At 66.5% G+C, this 17,576-nt stretch carries 18 protein-coding genes; 8 read left to right on the top strand and 10 right to left on the bottom strand.

The window, feature by feature from the left end; all coding sequences use genetic code 11:
- Nucleotides 1-39 precede the first annotated feature (39 nt).
- Nucleotides 40-444 (top strand): GtrA family protein, encoded by a 405-nt coding sequence (locus IED13_RS08245; protein WP_113252558.1) that lies wholly within the window; start codon nt 40-42, stop codon nt 442-444.
- A gap of 483 nt (nt 445-927) precedes the next feature.
- Here the strand turns inward: IED13_RS08245 and IED13_RS08250 are convergent, their stop codons facing one another.
- The 3 genes from IED13_RS08250 to IED13_RS08260 all read right to left on the bottom strand — a co-directional run bounded on the left by IED13_RS08250 (nt 928) and on the right by IED13_RS08260 (nt 3,079).
- Nucleotides 928-1,398, bottom strand: coding sequence for a hypothetical protein (locus tag IED13_RS08250; RefSeq protein WP_142021728.1), 471 nt, complete (start codon nt 1,396-1,398; stop codon nt 928-930).
- 5 nt (nt 1,399-1,403) lie between these two features.
- The gene (locus IED13_RS08255; protein ID WP_191123888.1) at nt 1,404-2,207 is read right to left on the bottom strand and encodes a hypothetical protein; all 804 of its coding nucleotides are present in this window, start codon (nt 2,205-2,207) and stop codon (nt 1,404-1,406) included.
- A gap of 179 nt (nt 2,208-2,386) precedes the next feature.
- Complete coding sequence (locus IED13_RS08260; RefSeq protein ID WP_191123889.1) at nt 2,387-3,079, bottom strand: class I SAM-dependent methyltransferase; 693 nt, start codon at nt 3,077-3,079, stop codon at nt 2,387-2,389.
- Nucleotides 3,080-3,232: 153 nt separating this feature from the next.
- Between IED13_RS08260 and IED13_RS08265 the strand changes: the two genes are divergently transcribed.
- Complete coding sequence (locus IED13_RS08265) at nt 3,233-4,486, top strand: SAM-dependent methyltransferase (protein ID WP_191123890.1); 1,254 nt, start codon at nt 3,233-3,235, stop codon at nt 4,484-4,486.
- Here IED13_RS08265 and IED13_RS08270 read toward each other — a convergent pair whose 3' ends face one another.
- A complete protein-coding gene (locus IED13_RS08270; RefSeq protein ID WP_191123891.1) occupies nt 4,487-5,395 on the bottom strand; it encodes a DMT family transporter in 909 nt (302 codons plus the stop codon).
- 91 nt (nt 5,396-5,486) lie between these two features.
- On the opposite strand from IED13_RS08270, the gene IED13_RS08275 reads away from it, so the two are divergent.
- On the top strand, nt 5,487-6,419 hold the full coding sequence (locus IED13_RS08275; protein WP_038359051.1) for a LysR substrate-binding domain-containing protein: 933 nt from the start codon (nt 5,487-5,489) through the stop codon (nt 6,417-6,419).
- A gap of 111 nt (nt 6,420-6,530) precedes the next feature.
- On the opposite strand, the gene IED13_RS08280 is transcribed toward IED13_RS08275, so the two are convergent.
- From IED13_RS08280 to carA, 4 genes are all read right to left on the bottom strand, one after another.
- Nucleotides 6,531-6,956, bottom strand: coding sequence for a group III truncated hemoglobin (locus IED13_RS08280; RefSeq protein ID WP_112762688.1), 426 nt, complete (start codon nt 6,954-6,956; stop codon nt 6,531-6,533).
- Between the two features lie 50 nt (nt 6,957-7,006).
- Nucleotides 7,007-7,819 (bottom strand): prephenate dehydrogenase, encoded by an 813-nt coding sequence (locus IED13_RS08285; protein ID WP_191123892.1) that lies wholly within the window; start codon nt 7,817-7,819, stop codon nt 7,007-7,009.
- 172 nt (nt 7,820-7,991) lie between these two features.
- Nucleotides 7,992-8,321 (bottom strand): NIPSNAP family protein, encoded by a 330-nt coding sequence (locus IED13_RS08290; RefSeq protein ID WP_191123893.1) that lies wholly within the window; start codon nt 8,319-8,321, stop codon nt 7,992-7,994.
- A gap of 28 nt (nt 8,322-8,349) precedes the next feature.
- Nucleotides 8,350-9,558: a glutamine-hydrolyzing carbamoyl-phosphate synthase small subunit gene (gene carA / locus IED13_RS08295; RefSeq protein WP_191123894.1), complete on the bottom strand. Its 1,209-nt coding sequence runs from the start codon at nt 9,556-9,558 to the stop codon at nt 8,350-8,352.
- Nucleotides 9,559-9,714: 156 nt separating this feature from the next.
- Between carA and IED13_RS08300 the strand changes: the two genes are divergently transcribed.
- Complete coding sequence (locus tag IED13_RS08300) at nt 9,715-10,176, top strand: GatB/YqeY domain-containing protein (RefSeq protein ID WP_038359043.1); 462 nt, start codon at nt 9,715-9,717, stop codon at nt 10,174-10,176.
- A gap of 185 nt (nt 10,177-10,361) precedes the next feature.
- On the opposite strand, the gene IED13_RS08305 is transcribed toward IED13_RS08300, so the two are convergent.
- Entirely contained in the window at nt 10,362-10,682 is a 321-nt protein-coding gene (locus IED13_RS08305; RefSeq protein ID WP_191123895.1) for an NIPSNAP family protein, read from the bottom strand.
- Between the two features lie 168 nt (nt 10,683-10,850).
- Nucleotides 10,851-11,813, bottom strand: a complete 963-nt coding sequence (locus IED13_RS08310; RefSeq protein WP_210323548.1) for a LysR substrate-binding domain-containing protein — start codon at nt 11,811-11,813, stop codon at nt 10,851-10,853.
- Between the two features lie 82 nt (nt 11,814-11,895).
- Here IED13_RS08310 and dnaG point away from each other — a divergent pair, with 82 nt between their 5' ends.
- From dnaG to IED13_RS08330, 4 genes are all read left to right on the top strand, one after another.
- A complete protein-coding gene (gene dnaG / locus IED13_RS08315) occupies nt 11,896-13,797 on the top strand; it encodes a DNA primase (protein ID WP_191123896.1) in 1,902 nt (633 codons plus the stop codon).
- A gap of 203 nt (nt 13,798-14,000) precedes the next feature.
- Nucleotides 14,001-16,016: an RNA polymerase sigma factor RpoD gene (rpoD, locus tag IED13_RS08320; RefSeq protein ID WP_038359035.1), complete on the top strand. Its 2,016-nt coding sequence runs from the start codon at nt 14,001-14,003 to the stop codon at nt 16,014-16,016.
- A 185-nt stretch (nt 16,017-16,201) separates the two neighbouring features.
- On the top strand, nt 16,202-16,762 hold the full coding sequence (locus tag IED13_RS08325) for a hypothetical protein (RefSeq protein WP_191123897.1): 561 nt from the start codon (nt 16,202-16,204) through the stop codon (nt 16,760-16,762).
- Between the two features lie 200 nt (nt 16,763-16,962).
- Entirely contained in the window at nt 16,963-17,574 is a 612-nt protein-coding gene (locus tag IED13_RS08330; RefSeq protein WP_133562970.1) for a LysE family translocator, read from the top strand.
- Nucleotides 17,575-17,576: the final 2 nt, after the last annotated feature.

Here is a 17,576-nt window from a genome sequence, read left to right on the forward strand (position 1 = left end):
ATCATTCGCCCCGCGCGCCCGATGATCTAGGAAGCGCGGATGCCGCTTCGTCGCTATCCGCGCCAGTTCCGCCAACTCGTCAGCTATGCCTTCGCCGGTGGGCTGACGGCGGTGGCCCATTACGGCGTGCTGATCGGGCTGGTGGAGGGCGCCAGGCTCGATCCCGTGCCGGCGACGCTCGCCGGCTTCGTCGTCGGCGCGCTGGTCTCCTACGGGTTGAACCGCTGGATGACTTTCGACGCGACGCGCAGCCATGCGCAGGCCGGCTGGCGTTTCGGGCTGATCGCGGCCGGCGGCTTCGTGCTCACCGGCCTGCTGATGCATCTCTTCGTGACCCGGCTCGGACTGCCCTATCTGCCGATGCAGTTCGTCACGACGGGGGTGGTGATGGTGTTCTCGTTCCTCGGCCACAAATTCTTCAGCTTCGCCGACCGGGCGGCCTGAAGCCGGAGGCTCGCGATCGGAGAGACGCCGGAGCGCATTTGCGTCGGCTTTCCCGAAAGCCGCATTCCGCTTTTCGGAGCGATGCTCTAGCCGCGCCGCCCGGCGCGGTTGGAACAGTTCATGAAAGCCATATGGGCTCCCGTTCCAAGCCGTGGCGACCGCCAGCGCATCCGGTTCGGACGGTGAGGGTCGGCCACCATCATGCCGCCGTTGTCGAGGGCGCAAGTACAGGCCCGTGGATCTCCCGTCCGGCGACATTCCGGTCTGATCCGGCCGTCCTGCGCCGCAATAGGCGGTGCGGCTCCCAACAGGGTGAACAACAACGCCGTCGCGGCAAGCCAGTATCGCATGTCAGCCTCTCCCCAGGTGACGCAGCGTTCCATGGCGTTCGACGCGAGTCCACCGTGCTCCCCGGTCTGCGGACTACGCCTTTGGTCGTCATGGCGGTGGGGCTTGCAAGGCTGCGGGTGCGCTTGATCGCAGCTATTGCGACGGGGCGACGGTCAGCTGGAGCTGCCGGCGGCCAATGCGGCCTTCCTTGTCAGTCGCCTCGATCTCGATGACATGCGTGCCGGGCGGCACCACGACCGCGGGCGCATCGATGCCGGCCGGCGTGATGAAGGTCTTGACGCGCTCGGTGATGTCGAGCGGGGGCTGGCGGCGATAGAAGACGCGAACGGTCGAAGGGTCGACCGGCACGCCATTGCTCGGCACGAAGCGCACCGCCAGCCGGAAGGGCTTGCCGTCCACGCCCTTGTCGGGCGTCGGCAAGGTGTCGATCCCGGGGCCGCGCGTCAGGTTGCGCGTGCCCGTGGCGGCGATGCCGGCGGCCGGCAGCGCGGCCTCCTGGCGCGTGATGAGCTGGATCGGGTCGGCGGCATGGGCGCTCGACAGCATAATGGCGGCAGCGAAGACGGCAGGCAGAACGTGCCGGACAAGCACAGTCTCGATCATCTTTCTTATTTCACTCCCAAAATTCCGGCAATGATGCCGGCAATGGCAGAAATAACGGTCGTGGCCATCAGGATCGTGGTCTCGATGGTCTTCAGGGTTTCCATCGGGATCTTGCCGTGAACAGCCAGCAGCCCCCTACGCAGTTCCGGCAGCGAGACGAGGCCGCGCGCGGTCAGCGCAGCCTGCGTCACGCGCAGCAACATCCCCGAGAAAAGGGAGGCACCGATGCTCAGCGCATAGAAGAACGTCTCGCGCCAGGCTGCCGATCCCTGCGGAAGGAGCGGTATATTGTCGTGCCAGCCCAGCCACGCGTTCATTGCTGCGACGGAAAAAATCGCGAAGGCGAGGGCGATGCCGATATCGAAGGCGATCAGCCGTGGCCGGACGCCGAAATAGATCAGGCCCGTGGTGAAGGGAATTGCGATCGAGGCAAGGCGCAGCGACCAGAGGGGCAAGTCGAGCCAGAGCACGACCGAGCCATAGGCGCCGAGCAGCAGCAGGAAGCCGAGCGGCAGCACCCAGAAGCGCCGACGCGCCGCGTTCAGGGCGGGCGGCAGCTCATCGCCCGGAGGCATATCCTCGGGCAGGATTGCCGCCTTGACCTCTGCCGCGGGTGGTGCCGGCATGGCCGCGACTGCGGCGCGGTCCTCCTCGGCTTTCTTCTCGAAGGTGGCGAGACGCTCTTCCAGCGTATCGAGGCGGCGCAGCAGCGGCAGGACGGGCGTGAGATCGCGCCCGCAGCAGCGGCAGGACAGCACGCCCCGGTTGAGCGTTGCGTCGCAATAAGGACAGGCGAATTGGTCCTGCACGGGCATTCCGGGCTTGGAGACAGTGACTTAGTGGCGGTGACGTGGAGACAAGCCGCGCTCAAAGCCATATTTGCCGGTCCGGATCAAGTCATTCCGTCGGGTTCAGTTACGGAATGCCCGGCGCCTTCCGTACTCTGTCTGCACGAGGAGGCTTTCCAAGAGTCAGCGCGCGCTGGCCTTCAGGCCGGCCTGATCGCCTTGAAGGTCATCCGATGCGGGTTGTGGCCGAAATTCGCGGGCCGCTGGATCTCGACGAAGCCGGCCTCGCGCAGCAGGCCCTGGACAGCTTCCGGCGTATAGGTCGAAAGGCCGTATTGGGCGCGGAGCTTGCGATAATCCGAGAAGGCCGTGCGGACGAGCCCGGCAAGAGCTGCCAGGAAAAAGCCGCCGCGCCAGCCGAAGGCAAGGAGCTGGGTGGCGTCCGTCAGGGGGCTCACATCGGGCGAGATGACGTCGGCGAGGACGAGGGCGCCGCCGGGCTTGAGCCGGCTGTGCCAGGTCGCGAGCACGGTTTTCAGCTCGTCGCGGGAGAGGTACTGGATCAGCGAATTGGCGACGACGAGGTCGAGCGACGCCTCGGGCAGGGCCTCGACCTCCTCCGGCGAGACGACCGCGACCGTCTCCAGCCGTCCGAACTGTCCGCGCAGCTTCTCACGGACGCTCGGCGCCGCCTCGCAGAGATAGAGCTTGCCGCAGGCCCGCGCGACGCGGGCGGCATCGAGCGCCTCGCCGCAGCCATGGTCGAGCACGACCGCTGCGGGCGAGGGGATATGGCCGATCAGGTCGCTCGCGATCCCGCGGTAATGCAGGGCCTTGTGGCGTGGCGAGACGTAGATCGCATGCTCGCCGTTCCAGAAATCGCGCCAGGACATGGGTTGCTCGATCCTCGGGCCGGGTGCGGCCTCTTCCTTGCGACGAGTAAGCGAAAGCCGGGCCGCTCCGCAACCACAGGGCTTTCGGCGCGACGCCGTTTGCGATTAGCTCGTCGGGCTGCCCGCGACTCGCGGGGTCAACGGGGATCGCCGATGCTGCTGTTGCCGCGACTGCTCAAGGGGTTCGTCCGCCAGGGGCGCCTGACTGTCGTCACCCCGGATGGCAAGCGGCATGTCTTCGGCCCCGGCCCGGCCGAAATGCTGTTCGCCGGGGTGCGCAAGATCGCGCCCTCCGTCACCGTGCGCTTTCATGACGATCGGATCGAGCGGGAGCTCTTCCTCAATCCCGAGCTGGCGTTGGCCGAAGGCTACATGGACGGGCGGATCGACTTCGAGGAAGGCACGATCCACGACCTGCTCACGCTGTTCTGGCTGCAACGGAAGGAACTGCGCAAGCATCCGCTGCAAAAGGCGATCCGGCAGGTTCGCTTCCGCATAAGGCGCTGGCGGATGCACAACCCGCTCGGTGCCGCCGGCAAGAAGGTCAAGCATCACTACGACATCCCGACCGATTTCTACCGGCTCTGGCTCGACGAGACGATGACCTATTCCTGTGCCTACTGGCACAGCCCCGAGGTCGGGCTGGAGGCAGCACAGAAAGCGAAGCTCCGGCACATCGCCGCCAAGTTGAAGATCGAGCCCGGCATGCGCGTGCTCGACATCGGCTCGGGCTGGGGCGAACTCTCGATCTATCTGGCGAAAGCCTGCGGAGCCAAGGTCACCGGCCTCAACGTCTCGCCCGACCAGATGGCGGCCGCGCAAAAGCGAGCCGAGGCCGCCGGCGTGGGTGATGCCGTGACCTTCGTCAACAAGGACTATCGCGAGCTCACGGGGACGTTCGACCGCATTGTCTCGGTCGGCATGATGGAGCATGTCGGCGTCGCGCATTACGGCGAATATTTCGAGAAGATCCGCGATTTGCTGACGCCGGACGGGATCGCGCTCGTCCACTGCATCGGCCGCGCCGGGCCGCCGGGCTTCACCGGGCCGTTCTTCGAGAAATACATCTTCCCCGGCGGTTATGCGCCGGCGCTGTCGGAGGTGTTCGCGGCGGTGGAGCAGACCGGGCTCTGGTCCTCGGACTGCGAATTCTGGCGGCGCCACTACCACTGGACGCTCGAAGCCTGGCGAGAGCGCTTCTTGGCCAGGCGCCAGGAGGTGGTCGGCATGATGGGCGAGCGCTTCGCCCGGATGTGGGAATTCTATCTCTGCGCCTGCTCGATCTCCTTCGACATCGGCGGCGACATGGTGTTCCAGCTCCTGCTCGGCCCGCACAAGAGCGCCGTCCCGATCATCCGCGACTACATCGCCGATGACGAGAAGGCGCTGGCGGCGAAGGGGTTTTGATCACCGCTTCAGGTTGACCACCACGACCCCGGCCAGTGCCATGACGCCGCCGATCAGGCCAAACAGCGTCGGCACCTCGCCGAGCCAGAGGAAACCCAGCAGCATCGCCACTGGCGGCACGGCGTACTGGAAATTGGATGCGCGGGCGGCCGGCAGGCGCGAGAGGGTGATCGCCCAGGTGCCGTAGGCGATCAGGCTCGGCACGACGGCGAGATAAACCACCGACCAGAAGGAGACGGCCGGGGCGACCTGGGCCTGGGCGATGGCGGAGGGCAGGAAGGGCAGCAGCACGAAGCCGCCGATCGCCATGTTCCAGGCCGCGACATGCAAGGGCTTGTAGCGGGCGAAGAGCGGCTTCTGCACGACCGTGGTGATGGCGTTGCAGAAGGCGGCGCCGAGGATCAGCAGCACGCTCATGCCGATTTCGACGTCGAGCCCCTTGCCGAGCGCGATCACGCCGATGCCGGCGAAGGACAGCGCCGTGCCGAGCCAGGCGGTGAGGCTGAAGCGCTCGCCGAGGATCATCATGGCGAGCACGGCCGTCATGATCGGGTTGGTGTTGATGATGAAGGCGGCAGGACCCGCCGGCACGACGCGCTGGCCGAAATTCAGCAGGAGGGCGTAGCCGGCGATGAAGATCACGCCGCCGACCAGGAAGCGCCAGATGTCGGCGCGCTCGGGCAGCTTCGCCCGCGTCGCGACGAGGAAGAGTGCGGCCGGGCCGCCGGCAAGGGCGAAGCGCAGCGCGGCCATCTCGGCCGGGCCGAAGCCGGCGAGCCCGGCGCGGATCGCCGGGAAGGAGGAGGCCCAGGCCATGACCGTGAAAGTCACGGTGAAGACCAGCGTCGGGTCGAGGCGCCTGGCGCCGGGGTCAATGAGCGCAGGGGAGACGCAGCTCGAGGAGGACATGGCGTCGATCCATCAATGACGAAAGGTTGCTGCCGATAAGCGCCCGCACGAGCTGGTTGACAAACGAACAATTCGCGCATGAGCTGTGACCATGGATCACAGCTCGAACCTGCCGCCGCTCGACACCCTGCGCGCCTTCGAGGCGGCCGCGCGCACCGGCAGCTTCTCCTCGGCCGCCGAGGCGCTGAACCTGACGCATGGCGCCATCAGCCGGCAGATCGCCAAGCTGGAGCACTGGCTCGGCTTGCGTGTCTTCCTGCGGCAGGCCCGCGGTGTCTCGCTGACGCCGGAAGGGCAGCGCCTGCTCCAGCGCACGCAGGAAGCTTTCGCGTTGATCGCCGATACCTCCGAACGTTGGCGCGAGGCGCGCGGCGCTTCGGTGGTGCGGGTCAGCGCGCCGCCTTCGGTCTGCGCGCTCTGGCTGATGCCGCGCTTGGCCGTGCTGGAGGCGGGCGCGCCCTCGCTGCGGATCGTGCTGCAGGTCGAGCATCGCAAGGTGGATTTCGAGGAGGAAGGCGTTGATCTCGGCATCCGTTGCGGGCGCGGCGGCGCGCCGGACCGGCTCTCGCTCAAGCTGTTCGAGGAATGGTGCTTTCCGATCGCCTCGCCGGGGCTCGCGGCCGCGATCGGGGAGGGCGCGCCGGAGCGCCTGTTGGCGCAGCCGCTGATCCATGATTCCGACGCGGCCGGCTGGAAGGCCTGGTTCGCGGCGCAGGGGCTGGATTATCGCCCGCGCCCGCAGGATCGCCGCTTCGAGGACTACAATCTCGTGCTCGATGCGGCCGCCCATGGGCTTGGCATCGCGCTGGCCCGGCCGCCTTTGGCGCGCGAGCAGCTCGCGGCGGGACGGATCGTGCGGGTCGACGCGCGCGAAGCGCTGAATCCGGTGTCCTACTGGCTCGACCGGCCGCTGGGGACGCTTCGGCCCTCGTCGGTGGTCCTCGCCGAGCGGATCGCGCGGGAGGCGGGAGCTGATCGGGGAGAGATCGCTACGTTCCTGAGCCGGGAGGCACGCGCGGCCTAGATGCATCGCGCGTCATGCTCGGGCTTGATCCGAGCATCTCATGACCGGCGAGTGCCAGAGCCTCTTTCGGCCTGAGATTCTCGGGTCAAGCCCGAGAATGACGCACTGCATTCACCGCAAACTATGCCGCGGTGCCGCGAATTCGCCGCGCTGGCTGGCGCGCGCCATCTCGAAGCTGTCGGCGATGCGCCGCGCCCGGACGATGAAGGCGTCTGCGATGTCGGGCGCGCAGACCTCGCGCGCCGTCGCCTCGAACAGGTCGAGCCAGCGGTCGAAATGCTTGCCCTCGAGCGGCAGGATCAGATGCGGGCGCATCGGGCGGCCATTGTAGCGGCCGGTGCGCAGCATCACGCCGCTCCAGAAATCGGTGATCTTGGCGATGTGGTCGTCCCAATCCGTCACAGCCGCCGCGAAGACCGGGCCGATCACATCATCCAGACGCGCCCGCTCGTAGAAGGTGCGGACGAGGTCGGCGATCATCGGCTCGCGCAGATCGGGATGGGCGGCGCCCGGGTAGAGCAGGGGATTGTCGGTCATCGCAGGAGCATTCGCCTTTCCGATATTCTCGTCGGTGAGGATCGCGAAGGCTAGGCCTGCGCGACCTCTGCGACCTTCTGAGGCAGGGCGGTTTGCGCCGCTTCGCCATGGCCATGCTCCAGAAACAGCCGCATCTCCTCCGCCAGAGCGAAGAAGCGGTCGCGCACCGCCTTGGCGTGCGGGTTGGCGCGCTCGATCGCCATGAAGACGTTGGGCGCGTCGTAGCGGACCATCTCGGTCGCCTGCATCAGGAGGTCGAAGCTCGCCGTCGTCATCGTCCGCGGCAGGGGCTCCATCCGGACCAGGATCTTGGCGATGAGATGGGTCAGGCCCTGGACCATCGCGACCTCGCGGTCATGGGCGTCGGCCGTCGTCACGATGACCTTCAGCTTCAGCACATGGCGCAGGAAGGCGGCAATGCGCGGCGTGCTGCGGCCGCGGATCGGGCAGAGCGCGATCTTGAGGCCGGAAAGCCCATTGCGAGCGCTCTGCGGGCCGAAGAGCGGATGCGTGCCGATGATCTCGACATCATCGGGCAGGGCGGCTTCCATCGCCCGGGCGGGGCCGATCTTGACCGAGCCGACATCGAGCACGATGGCGCCGGCCTTGAGATGCGGGCGCAAAGCCGCGATCGCCTCGGGGATCGCCGGAACGGGTACGGCGAGGATGACGAGATCGCAGGAGGCGACTTCAGCAGGGGTCGCCGGCTGCAGGCCCTTGCCCCTCGTATCGGTTGCGGGCGCGCTGGTGGGGTCGCAGACGCGCAAGGCGAAATGCGGCTGGAGATGGCGGGCCATCAGGCGGCCGAAGGCGCCGAAGCCCATGATGCCGATGGTGGAGACGGTTCTGATCCTGGAAGACATCGCTCTGGTCCGGTGGTGGGCCGCGATGCCGGGTGATCTGCCTGAATTCAACCGCCAGCGCGGCGGTTGAACATGGGAATGCCACCGCCTCTATGAGAGCGGGGCGTAATAGCCGTGAAGGAAGGCGAGCAGGCTGATCATGCTTTGCTTAAAGCGCGCGGGTGCGGTGCTGTCAACCGAGCTTCGGGGAGTAGTCGGTCGGGTTCATCATGCGGTCCTCGATCGCGCCGACCATGTCGCCATGCTCGTTCCGGGTGACGCGCTTGATCTCGCTCCATTCCGGATCGGCCATGAAGCTCGCCCAGGCGTTCGTTTTCGTCTCGATATCCGGCCAGGCGAGGATATAGGCGAATTCGGTGCGCCCGGCGCTCGCCGTCTCCCACATCGCCACGATGTGGAAGCCGTGGCGCGCCATGATGCGGACGGCGTGGTCGCGGAAGCGGGCATGGAAGGCCGCCTTGTTGCGCTCGAAGATCTCGTAGATGCGCAACTGGTGGATCATGCCTGCCTCCGGTCGTCCTGGTCGGCCCTCAGGCCGCCTTCTTGCCCTTCTCCGCCGCCATCAGCTCGACGAAGCGGTTGAAGAGATAGTGGCTGTCCTGCGGGCCGGGCGAAGCCTCGGGGTGGTGCTGGACGCTGAAGGCCGGGCGGTCGGTGAGCGCGATGCCGCTGTTCGAACCGTCGAAGAGCGAGACATGGGTCTCGACCGCGTTGGCCGGCAGCGTCGCCGGATCGACGGCGAAGCCATGATTCATCGAGACGATCTCGACCTTGCCGGTGGTCTTGTCCTGCACCGGGTGGTTGGCGCCGTGATGACCCTGCTTCATCTTCATCGTCTGGCCGCCGATGGCGAGCGCCATCATCTGGTGTCCCAGGCAGATGCCGAAGGTCGGGACCTTCCGGTCGAGCAGTTCCTTGATGACCGGCACGGCGTATTCGCCGGTTGCGGCCGGGTCGCCCGGGCCGTTGGAGAGGAAGATGCCGTCTGGGTTCAGGGCGAGGATGTCCTCGGCCTTTGCGGTCGAGGGCACGACCGTGACGTCGCAGCCGGCCTTGGCGAGCAGGCGCAGGATGTTGCGCTTCACGCCGTAGTCGATCGCGACGACCTTGTAGTTCGTGGTCTCGCGCTTGCCATAGCCGGCGGGCCAGACCCAGGGCGTCTCGTCCCAGTCATAGCGCTGCGCGGCCGTGACGAGCGGCACGAGATCGAGGCCCGCCATCGAGGGCAGCTCCGCCGCCTGCTTCTTCAGCCGCTCAATGTCGAAGACGCCGTCCGGGCTATGGGCGAGGATGGCGTTGGGCATGCCGTTGTCGCGGATCAGCGCGGTCAGCGCGCGGGTGTCGACGCCGCAGATGCCGACGATGTTGCGGGCCTTGAGCCAGGCGTCGAAATGCCGGTTCGCGCGCCAGTTCGAGGGCTGGGTGATCGCGGCATGGAGCACGCAGCCGCGCACGCCGGAGGAGGCGGCGGCGTTCACCGTCTCGGTGTCTTCCTCGTTCACGCCGACATTGCCGACATGCGGGAAGGTGAAGGTGACGATCTGGCCCGCATAGGACGGGTCGGTCAGGATTTCCTGGTAGCCGGTCATCGCCGTGTTGAAGCAGACTTCGCCCGGCGCCTCGCCCACGGCGCCGAGGCCGAAGCCTTCCAGCACCGTGCCGTCGGCGAGCACGAGGAGCGCGGTCGCGCGCGGTTCGGTCCAGCCGCTATCGGCGGGGTTTCCTTCGGTGGCGGTCATGTCTATGTCTCGGTCCAGGCCGCGCCAGCGGCAGAAATGCGGGGGCGGGGCTGCAGAAATCCACTCCGCCGGTCTGGAACGCGAGCCTTAAAGAGCCGGGCGCTGCCCGTCAATGAAGCTTGGCGCAGCCCGCACAAGAGAAAAAGGAACAACGCAATGACGAGCCTCCGCGAGCGCTTCACCAGCGATCTGAAGGAAGCGATGAAGGCCGGCGAGAAGGGCAAGGTCGGCGCGATCCGCCTCATCCAGGCGGCGCTTAAGGAAAAGGACATCGAGGCGCGCGGCGCCGGCAAGGGCGAGGCCACCGCCGACGAGATCCTCGGCGTGCTGCAGAAGATGATCAAGCAGCGCCAGGAATCGATCGCGATCTACGACGCAAACAATCGCCCCGAGCTGGCCGATGGCGAGCGCGTCGAGGTCGCGGTGATCTCTTCCTACCTGCCCAAGCAGATGTCGGACGACGAGGTGAAGGCCGCGATCGACAAGGCCATCACCGAGAGCGGCGCGACCGCCGTCAAGGATATGGGCAAGGTCATCGGCATCCTGCGCGGGACTTACGCCGGCCAGATGGATTTCGGCAAGGTCAGTCCGATGGTGAAGGCTGCGCTCGGCGGCTGAGTATCTGTTGCGAGCCGGAGGATGGATTGCCTCCGGCTCCTTGTGGCTGCGGACACATGAATTTTGTTGCGAGGGCTCCGAACGCCTTTGTCGCCTGCCGGGCATTATGACCCCTCCCGGAGCGCCCGTTCGCACCGGCCATCATGGCAAGGGCAATGCCCGGCCTTCCAATCAGTCCGATGCGGTCACGGCGAATAGCTCGTACGCTGCATCACCCGCTCCTCGATCGCACCGACCAGGCGGCCGTGCTTGGCGGCTGTGCGCTCCTTGATCCCAGCCCATTCGGCATCCGCCATGAAGCGGGCCCAGCGCTCGCGCATCGTCGCCTCGTCTGGCCAGCGCAAAACGTAGACGAACTCGGTGCGGGCCTGGCCCTTGGCCTCCCACATCGCTGCGATATCGAAGCCGTAATTCTTCATGATCCGGGCAGCGTGGTCGCGGAAGCGGGCGTGGAAGGCCGCCTTGTTGCCATCGAAAATCTCGTAGATGCGCAATTGCTCGATCATTGTTGCTCGTTCGCTTGCGGAGGTTGAGCCGGCGAAAGCGGCGGTCACGGTCAGGGCTGCCACGATCAGGGCACTTCGTCGCAATGGGCGCATAGGCAAGGTCCGTCGCTGTTGCTGTCGAGGACAGGCTGCCAGCCACTGCCGATGAGGTAAAATATATTGTTTGTTCTAATTTGATATGTTCTGCATATCACGAACGGCCTGCCGCAGCAGGACGAGGAAATTGTCGCGTGGCAGCGACGTCCGTGTCGCATCCCAGGCCGCAATCAGTTCGATATGCGTCATCTCCGGCGGCGCGGCGACTGCAATCGGCCGGAAGACGACGCCGGCGCGCGGCACCAGTGCCAGTGAGGCCGGAATCAGCGCGACGCCGAGCCCGCCCGCGACCAGGCTGGCGATGGTCTGCATCTGGCGAGCTTCCTGGACGATGCGCGGCGAGAAGCCGGCGAGGCGGCAGAGCCCCAGGATCTGATCGTGAAAACCGATCCCGAGTTGGCGCGGCGTGCCGATGAAACCGTCGCCGGCCAGATCGGCGAGGGGGACGGTACCGAGTCTGGCGCGCGGGTGATCGTCGGGCAACGCGGCCAGGATTGGCTCGCGCAGCAGGCATTCGCTGGCGATCTGCGCGACCATGATGCCGGGCCGACGCATCAAGCCGATATCCGCTTCGCCCGCTGTGATGGCCGCAAGCTGCTCGCCTGTCGTGGCCTCGCGCAGGACAAGCTCGACGCCGGGAAAATCGGTGCGGAAGCGGCGCAGCGTTGGCGGCAGCAGCTCATGGGCCGTTCCGACGAAGGTCACCGAGAGTTGGCCGGCCTGGCCGGCGGCGACGCGTTGCGCCTCCCGGATGCCAGCGTCGAGCTGGGCCAGGACGCGGCGGGCGGAGGCAAGAAAAGCTGTGCCGGCGGGGGTGAGCGCGACGCTGCGATTGCTCCGCGTGAACAGGTGGAGGCCGAGCGTGTCCTCAAGCTTGCGGATTGCCTGGCTGAGTGGCGGCTGTGCCATATGCAACCGCTCGGCGGCGCGATGAAAGTTCAGCTCTTCGGCGACGGCGACGAACTGGCGCAACAGCCGCGTCTCGATCATCGGGGCGCGCTCCTGCCAGGCTTCGCTCGCATGGCTGGCTAGCATGCGCTGTGGATTGTGCCAATAAACAGGGGAGCGGTGCGATCAGCGATTGGCAGAGGCTCCCCGCATCGCCACATAGGACGTCATGAAGTTCCCGCCCTCCGTCCTTGAGGAGATCAAGGCGCGGCTGCCTGTCTCGGCGGTCGTGGGCAAACGCGTGCGCCTGCAGAAGGCAGGGCGCGAGTGGAAGGGGCTCTCGCCCTTCAACGCGGAGAAGACGCCCTCCTTCTTCGTCAACGACCAGAAGGCCTCCTTCTTCGATTTCTCCTCCGGCAAGAACGGCGACATCTTCAAGTTCGTGATGGAGACCGAGGGGCTTTCCTTCCCGGAGGCGGTCGAGAAACTCGCCGCCGAGGCCGGCGTCATCCTGCCGAAGATCACGGCGGAAGCGCAGGTCCAGGAGGAGAAGCGCAAGGGGCTGCACGAGGTCGTGGAGCTGGCGGCGCAGTTCTTCGAGGCCGAATTGATGGGCGAACGCGGCGGCGCGGCGCGGCGCTATCTCGCCTCGCGTGGGCTCGATGGCGAGGCGCGCACGCGCTTCCGTCTCGGTTACGGCCCGGCCGATCGCTTCGCGCTGCGGGACCATCTCGCGGGCAAGGGCGTCCCGGCCGAACTGATGATGGAGGCGGGGTTGCTGGTGCATGGTGAGGAGATCGCCGTGCCCTATGACCGCTTCCGCGACCGGGTGATGTTCCCGATCCACGATTCGCGCGGGCGGGTCATCGCCTTCGGCGGGCGGGCGATGAGCGCGGAGGTCGCGGCGAAATACCTGAACTCGCCGGAGACGCCGCTCTTCCACAAGGGCTCGCTGCTGTTCAACCATCACAACGCCCGCAAGGCATCGCACGACACCGGGCAGGTGATCGTGGTCGAGGGCTATGTCGACGTCATCGCCATGTCGCTCTCAGGGTTTCCGCAGACGGTGGCGCCGCTCGGCACGGCGCTGACCGAGGACCAGCTCGGCCTGCTCTGGCGTATGGCCGACGAGCCGGTGATCTGCCTCGACGGCGACAAGGCCGGCCGCAAGGCCGCGAGCCGGGCGATCGATATCGCGCTGCCGCTGCTCGAACCCGGCAAGTCGCTGTCCTTCGCGCTGCTGCCGGACGGGCAGGACCCGGACGATCTCGCCCGCTCGGGTGGACGGCAGGCCATCGCCGAGGTGGTCGCGGCGGCGCGGCCGCTGGTCGACATGCTCTGGCAGCGGGAGGTCGAGGCCGGGCCGCTCGATACCCCGGAGCGCCGCGCCGCCTTCGAGCGCCGGCTGAAAGAGCCGCTTGGGCAGATTCGCGACGAGACGACGCGCAAGCATTATCGCCGCGAGATGGATGAGCGGCTGGCCCAGCTCTTCGCCAGTTCGGCGCCGGCGCGACCGGAACGCGGCGGACGCGATGGCCATTTCCAGCGCGGACGTGGCGGGGCGGGGCCAGGCCGCGGCGGTTTTCGGCAGGTGCCGCCCTGGCTGGCCGGACCGCTGAAGGCGTCGAGCGCGCTGACGCAGTCGCGGCTCGTGACGAAGCTGCGTGGGGAGGATTCGCGCGAGGCCTTCATTCTGCTGGCGCTTGCGAGTCACCCCGGGCTCATCCTGCGCTGCGTCGACGAGATCGCGGAGCTTTCGCTCGACGGGCCGGCGGCCGAGCGCTTTCGGCAGGCGCTGCTCGATGCGGTGCAGGAGGACGGCCTCGACCGGGAGACGCTCGCGAATCGCTTCGCCCAGCCGCGGGTCAAGGAGGCTCACAGCCAGCTCATGGCGGTGACCGGGCCGGCCGAACGGCGAAAACTGGTGCAAGACGCTGATCCTGAATCGGTTTTCGACTCGATTCATCAAGCCATCGTCTTGCATCAGCGCGCACGAACGCTAAATAGCGAGTTGAGAGCAGCCGAGCGCGCATTGGCTGACGAAGCGACCGAAGCCAATTTTGCCTGGATCAAGGACGTGAAGGCCCGCCTCGATACGATCGAAGGCACCGAGGCCATGTCCGGAGATTGATCAACCCAGCGAATGGCGGACGCATTGTCGATGCGCGTGCAAGCTGGCGGGTGGTTCACGATTCGTCAACGACGTTTGGTGCCATCTGCCGTCAAGTGATTTGGGTGGGTGAGCGCGCCGGGCCTGCGGTCGCGCCGCCCTTTTATGCGTCGGTATGGAGCTCGTGGTTCCAGGGCCGGCGCGAGAGTGCGGAGCGCTGATTGATGGCGACGAAAGCGAGCGAACGGGAAAAGACCGATCAGGTCGTGCCGGACGCCCCCCCGACTACCGACGGACCGTTGCTCGATCTGACCGATCAGGCCGTCCGGCGGATGATCAAGCTCGCGAAGAAGCGCGGCTATGTCACCTATGACGAACTGAACGAGGTTCTGCCTTCCGAGGAATTCTCCTCCGAGCAGATCGAGGACGTGCTCGGCCAGCTCAGCGAGCAGGGCATCAACGTCGTCGACAACGAGGATCCGGAAGCCGCCGGCGAGGAGCGCGCCAACCGCAAGGAGAACGCGGCCGCCGACGAGGACGAGGTCGAGGGCGGCGATCTGGTCGAGGCCTCGCGCCAGACCCTGCCGACCGAGACCAAGCGCAATCTCGAGCCGAGCGAGCGCACCGACGACCCGGTGCGGATGTATCTGCGCGAGATGGGCTCGGTGGAGCTTTTGTCGCGCGAGGGCGAGATCGCCATCGCCAAGCGCATCGAGGCCGGCCGCGAGGCGATGATCGCCGGGCTCTGCGAGAGCCCGCTCACCTTCCAGGCCATCATCATCTGGCGCGACGAGCTCGTCGACGGCAAGGTTCTGCTGCGCGACATCATCGACCTCGAGGCGACCTATGCCGGCCCCGACGGGAAGAATCCCGACGCGATTGCGGGTGAGGAAGGCGCTGAGGAAGCCGAGCCGGCCGAGACTCCGGAGGGCGAGACCCCGCCGGAGATGGACGACGACGACCTCGAGAACAACGTCTCGCTCTCGGCCATGGAGGCCGAGCTCAAGCCGCGCGTGCTCGAGACCTTCAACGCCATCGCCGACGACTACAAGAAGCTGCGCCGCCTGCAGGACCAGGACATCGCCAACCGGTTGGAGAACACCAAGCTCTCGCCGTCGCAGGACCGCAAATACAAGAAGCTCAAGGACGACATCATCACCGCGGTGAAGTCGCTCTCGCTGAACAACAACCGCATCGAGGCGCTGGTCGAGCAGCTCTACGACATCAACAAGCGCCTGATCGGCCATGAGACGCGCCTGCTGCGCCTCGCCGAGAGCTATGGCGTCGGCCGCGAGGACTTCCTCAAGCAGCATGTCGGCGGCGAGCTCGATCCGAAATGGGTGCTGCGCGTCTCCAAGCTGGGCTCGCGCGGCTGGAAGGAATTCGTCGCGGCGGAGCTGGAGCGGATCAAGCAGCTGCGCGAGGAGGTGCACACGCTCGCCTCCGAGACCGGCCTGGAGATCCAGGAATTCCGCAAGATCGTGCTGATGGTCCAGAAGGGCGAGCGCGAGGCCCGTCAGGCCAAGAAGGAGATGATCGAGGCCAATCTGCGCCTCGTGATCTCGATCGCCAAGAAGTACACGAACCGCGGCCTGCAGTTCCTCGACCTGATCCAGGAAGGCAATATCGGCCTGATGAAGGCGGTCGACAAGTTCGAGTACCGCCGGGGCTACAAGTTCTCGACCTACGCGACCTGGTGGATCCGGCAGGCGATCACCCGCTCGATCGCCGACCAGGCCCGCACGATCCGCATCCCCGTCCATATGATCGAGACGATCAACAAGATCGTGCGGACCTCGCGCCAGATGCTGCACGAGATCGGCCGCGAGCCGACCCCGGAGGAGCTGGCCGAGAAGCTGGCCATGCCGCTGGAGAAGGTCCGCAAGGTCCTGAAGATCGCCAAGGAGCCGATCTCCCTTGAGACGCCGATCGGCGACGAGGAGGATTCGCATCTCGGCGACTTCATCGAGGACAAGAACGCGATCCTGCCGATCGACGCGGCGATCCAGTCGAACCTGCGCGAGACGACGACCCGCGTGCTGGCCTCGCTCACCCCGCGCGAGGAGCGCGTGCTGCGCATGCGCTTCGGCATCGGCATGAACACCGACCACACGCTCGAAGAGGTCGGCCAGCAGTTCAGCGTTACCCGCGAGCGCATCCGCCAGATCGAGGCGAAGGCGCTGCGCAAGCTGAAGCACCCGAGCCGCTCGCGGAAGCTCAGGAGCTTCCTCGATAACTGAGACGATGAAGAGGGCGCCGCTGGCGCCCTTTTTCTTGCCGGTTGCCGTGTGTTGGCGCCGATACGCCGCGATTTCTCCCACGAATGAAGGATGTTCCCGGCCCTGGCGCCGGCCAGCGTGAAGGTCGGCCGCCCGCCGACCGGTGGCCCGTTGAAATCTTATTCTTCGTCTATTTCGGAGATTTCATGCTGCCATTCGCCTATGACGCCCTTGCCGAGCGCTTTGCCACGATCCGACCCTGGGCCAAGAACGCGATCGGCGATGCCACCAATCGCTGCGCCATCTGTATGGGCTATACGCTGCGCCTGACGCCGTCGCAGGACGATGCGACGATCCAGACCATTATGAATGCGGATCTCAAGACATCCTTCCAGGGCGCTCCGCCGCTGGCAGGCGGGCCGCAGCCGGGCGTGCTGCCCGGCTCGGGGCGGCCGCTCGGCGGGCTCAGCCAGCTGTTCTTCATCCGCGCTTCGGAACTGCTGCCGCGCGTCCAGCGGGCCTTTGGCCCGGCCGATATCGAGGGCGTCTGCAAGGACGTCACCCCCAAGGTGCTCGGCCGGAGGGGCGTGCTCTATCTGGAGAACTGCTACCAGACGAGCGGCGACAAGAAACACTCCTTCCTGTTCTTCCAATGGACAAGTGGCGACCATTGGGACCTGTTCGACGGCACCACGATCGTCGCGCAGGAGGACAGGCTGGCTGGCAACAGGCATGGCGGCCAGCTCTATTTCTGGCAGGCGCGCTAGGGCATCTCCGCGTTTCTCTGAATCGCGGAAATGCCCTAGCTCCTTGCTTTTATGCATTTTCTTCACGCGAACCGGCATCCACTTCGCTCGAAAATGCTCTAACGGGTCGTGTCCCGCCGTATTCCCGCGCGTGAGAGCTTGATCTCGACGGCGCAAGGAGGCTTGCTGGACCGGCACGCCGTTCGGGAGGCTTTCCCTTCATGTCGATCGAATTCCTGCTCACCTCGCTGATCATCGTCGCATCGCCCGGTACCGGCGCGCTCTACACCATCGCCGCCGGCCTCACGCGCGGCGCGCGGGCGAGCGTGATTGCGGCGCTCGCCTGCACGCTCGGCATCGTGCCGCACCTGGTCGCGGCGCTGATGGGGATCGCGGCGGTGCTGCATGCGAGCGCGCTCGCCTTCGCGGTCGTGAAATATGCCGGCGTCGCCTATCTGCTCTACATGGCCTGGCAGACGCTGAAGGAACATGGCGCGCTGACCGTCGAGGCGAAGCCGGATGCGCGCTCGGCCTGGCGCGTGCTGCGTGACGGCGTTGCCATCAACCTGCTCAATCCGAAGCTCTCGATCTTCTTCGTCGCCTTCCTGCCGCAGTTCATCGCGGCCGGGGAGGCGCATCCGCTGGCGCGCATGCTGGAACTCTCCGGCGTGTTCATGGCGATGACCTTCGTCGTCTTCGCGCTCTACGGTCTCTTCGCGGCGGCGATGCGCGACAAGGTTGTCAGCCGCCCGGCCGTGATGGCCTGGCTCAGGCGCAGCTTCGCGGCGGCCTTCGTCGCGCTCGGCGCCAAGCTCGCGCTGACCGAGCGTTGAGC

This window comes from Allobosea spartocytisi (genome assembly GCF_014764685.1).
GTDB classification, from domain to species: Bacteria; Pseudomonadota; Alphaproteobacteria; order Rhizobiales; family Beijerinckiaceae; genus Allobosea; species Allobosea spartocytisi.

Coding starts and splice junctions, on each gene's coding strand:
- IED13_RS08245 (WP_113252558.1), top strand. CDS start 40: ATGCCGCTTCGTCGCTATCCGCGCCAGTTCCGCCAACTCGTCAGCTAT.
- IED13_RS08250 (WP_142021728.1), bottom strand. CDS start 1,398: ATGATCGAGACTGTGCTTGTCCGGCACGTTCTGCCTGCCGTCTTCGCT.
- IED13_RS08260 (WP_191123889.1), bottom strand. CDS start 3,079: ATGTCCTGGCGCGATTTCTGGAACGGCGAGCATGCGATCTACGTCTCG.
- IED13_RS08265 (WP_191123890.1), top strand. CDS start 3,233: ATGCTGCTGTTGCCGCGACTGCTCAAGGGGTTCGTCCGCCAGGGGCGC.
- IED13_RS08270 (WP_191123891.1), bottom strand. CDS start 5,395: ATGTCCTCCTCGAGCTGCGTCTCCCCTGCGCTCATTGACCCCGGCGCC.
- IED13_RS08275 (WP_038359051.1), top strand. CDS start 5,487: ATGGATCACAGCTCGAACCTGCCGCCGCTCGACACCCTGCGCGCCTTC.
- IED13_RS08280 (WP_112762688.1), bottom strand. CDS start 6,956: ATGACCGACAATCCCCTGCTCTACCCGGGCGCCGCCCATCCCGATCTG.
- IED13_RS08285 (WP_191123892.1), bottom strand. CDS start 7,819: ATGTCTTCCAGGATCAGAACCGTCTCCACCATCGGCATCATGGGCTTC.
- IED13_RS08290 (WP_191123893.1), bottom strand. CDS start 8,321: ATGATCCACCAGTTGCGCATCTACGAGATCTTCGAGCGCAACAAGGCG.
- carA (WP_191123894.1), bottom strand. CDS start 9,558: ATGACCGCCACCGAAGGAAACCCCGCCGATAGCGGCTGGACCGAACCG.
- IED13_RS08300 (WP_038359043.1), top strand. CDS start 9,715: ATGACGAGCCTCCGCGAGCGCTTCACCAGCGATCTGAAGGAAGCGATG.
- IED13_RS08305 (WP_191123895.1), bottom strand. CDS start 10,682: ATGATCGAGCAATTGCGCATCTACGAGATTTTCGATGGCAACAAGGCG.
- IED13_RS08310 (WP_210323548.1), bottom strand. CDS start 11,813: ATGCTAGCCAGCCATGCGAGCGAAGCCTGGCAGGAGCGCGCCCCGATG.
- dnaG (WP_191123896.1), top strand. CDS start 11,896: ATGAAGTTCCCGCCCTCCGTCCTTGAGGAGATCAAGGCGCGGCTGCCT.
- rpoD (WP_038359035.1), top strand. CDS start 14,001: ATGGCGACGAAAGCGAGCGAACGGGAAAAGACCGATCAGGTCGTGCCG.
- IED13_RS08325 (WP_191123897.1), top strand. CDS start 16,202: ATGCTGCCATTCGCCTATGACGCCCTTGCCGAGCGCTTTGCCACGATC.
- IED13_RS08330 (WP_133562970.1), top strand. CDS start 16,963: ATGTCGATCGAATTCCTGCTCACCTCGCTGATCATCGTCGCATCGCCC.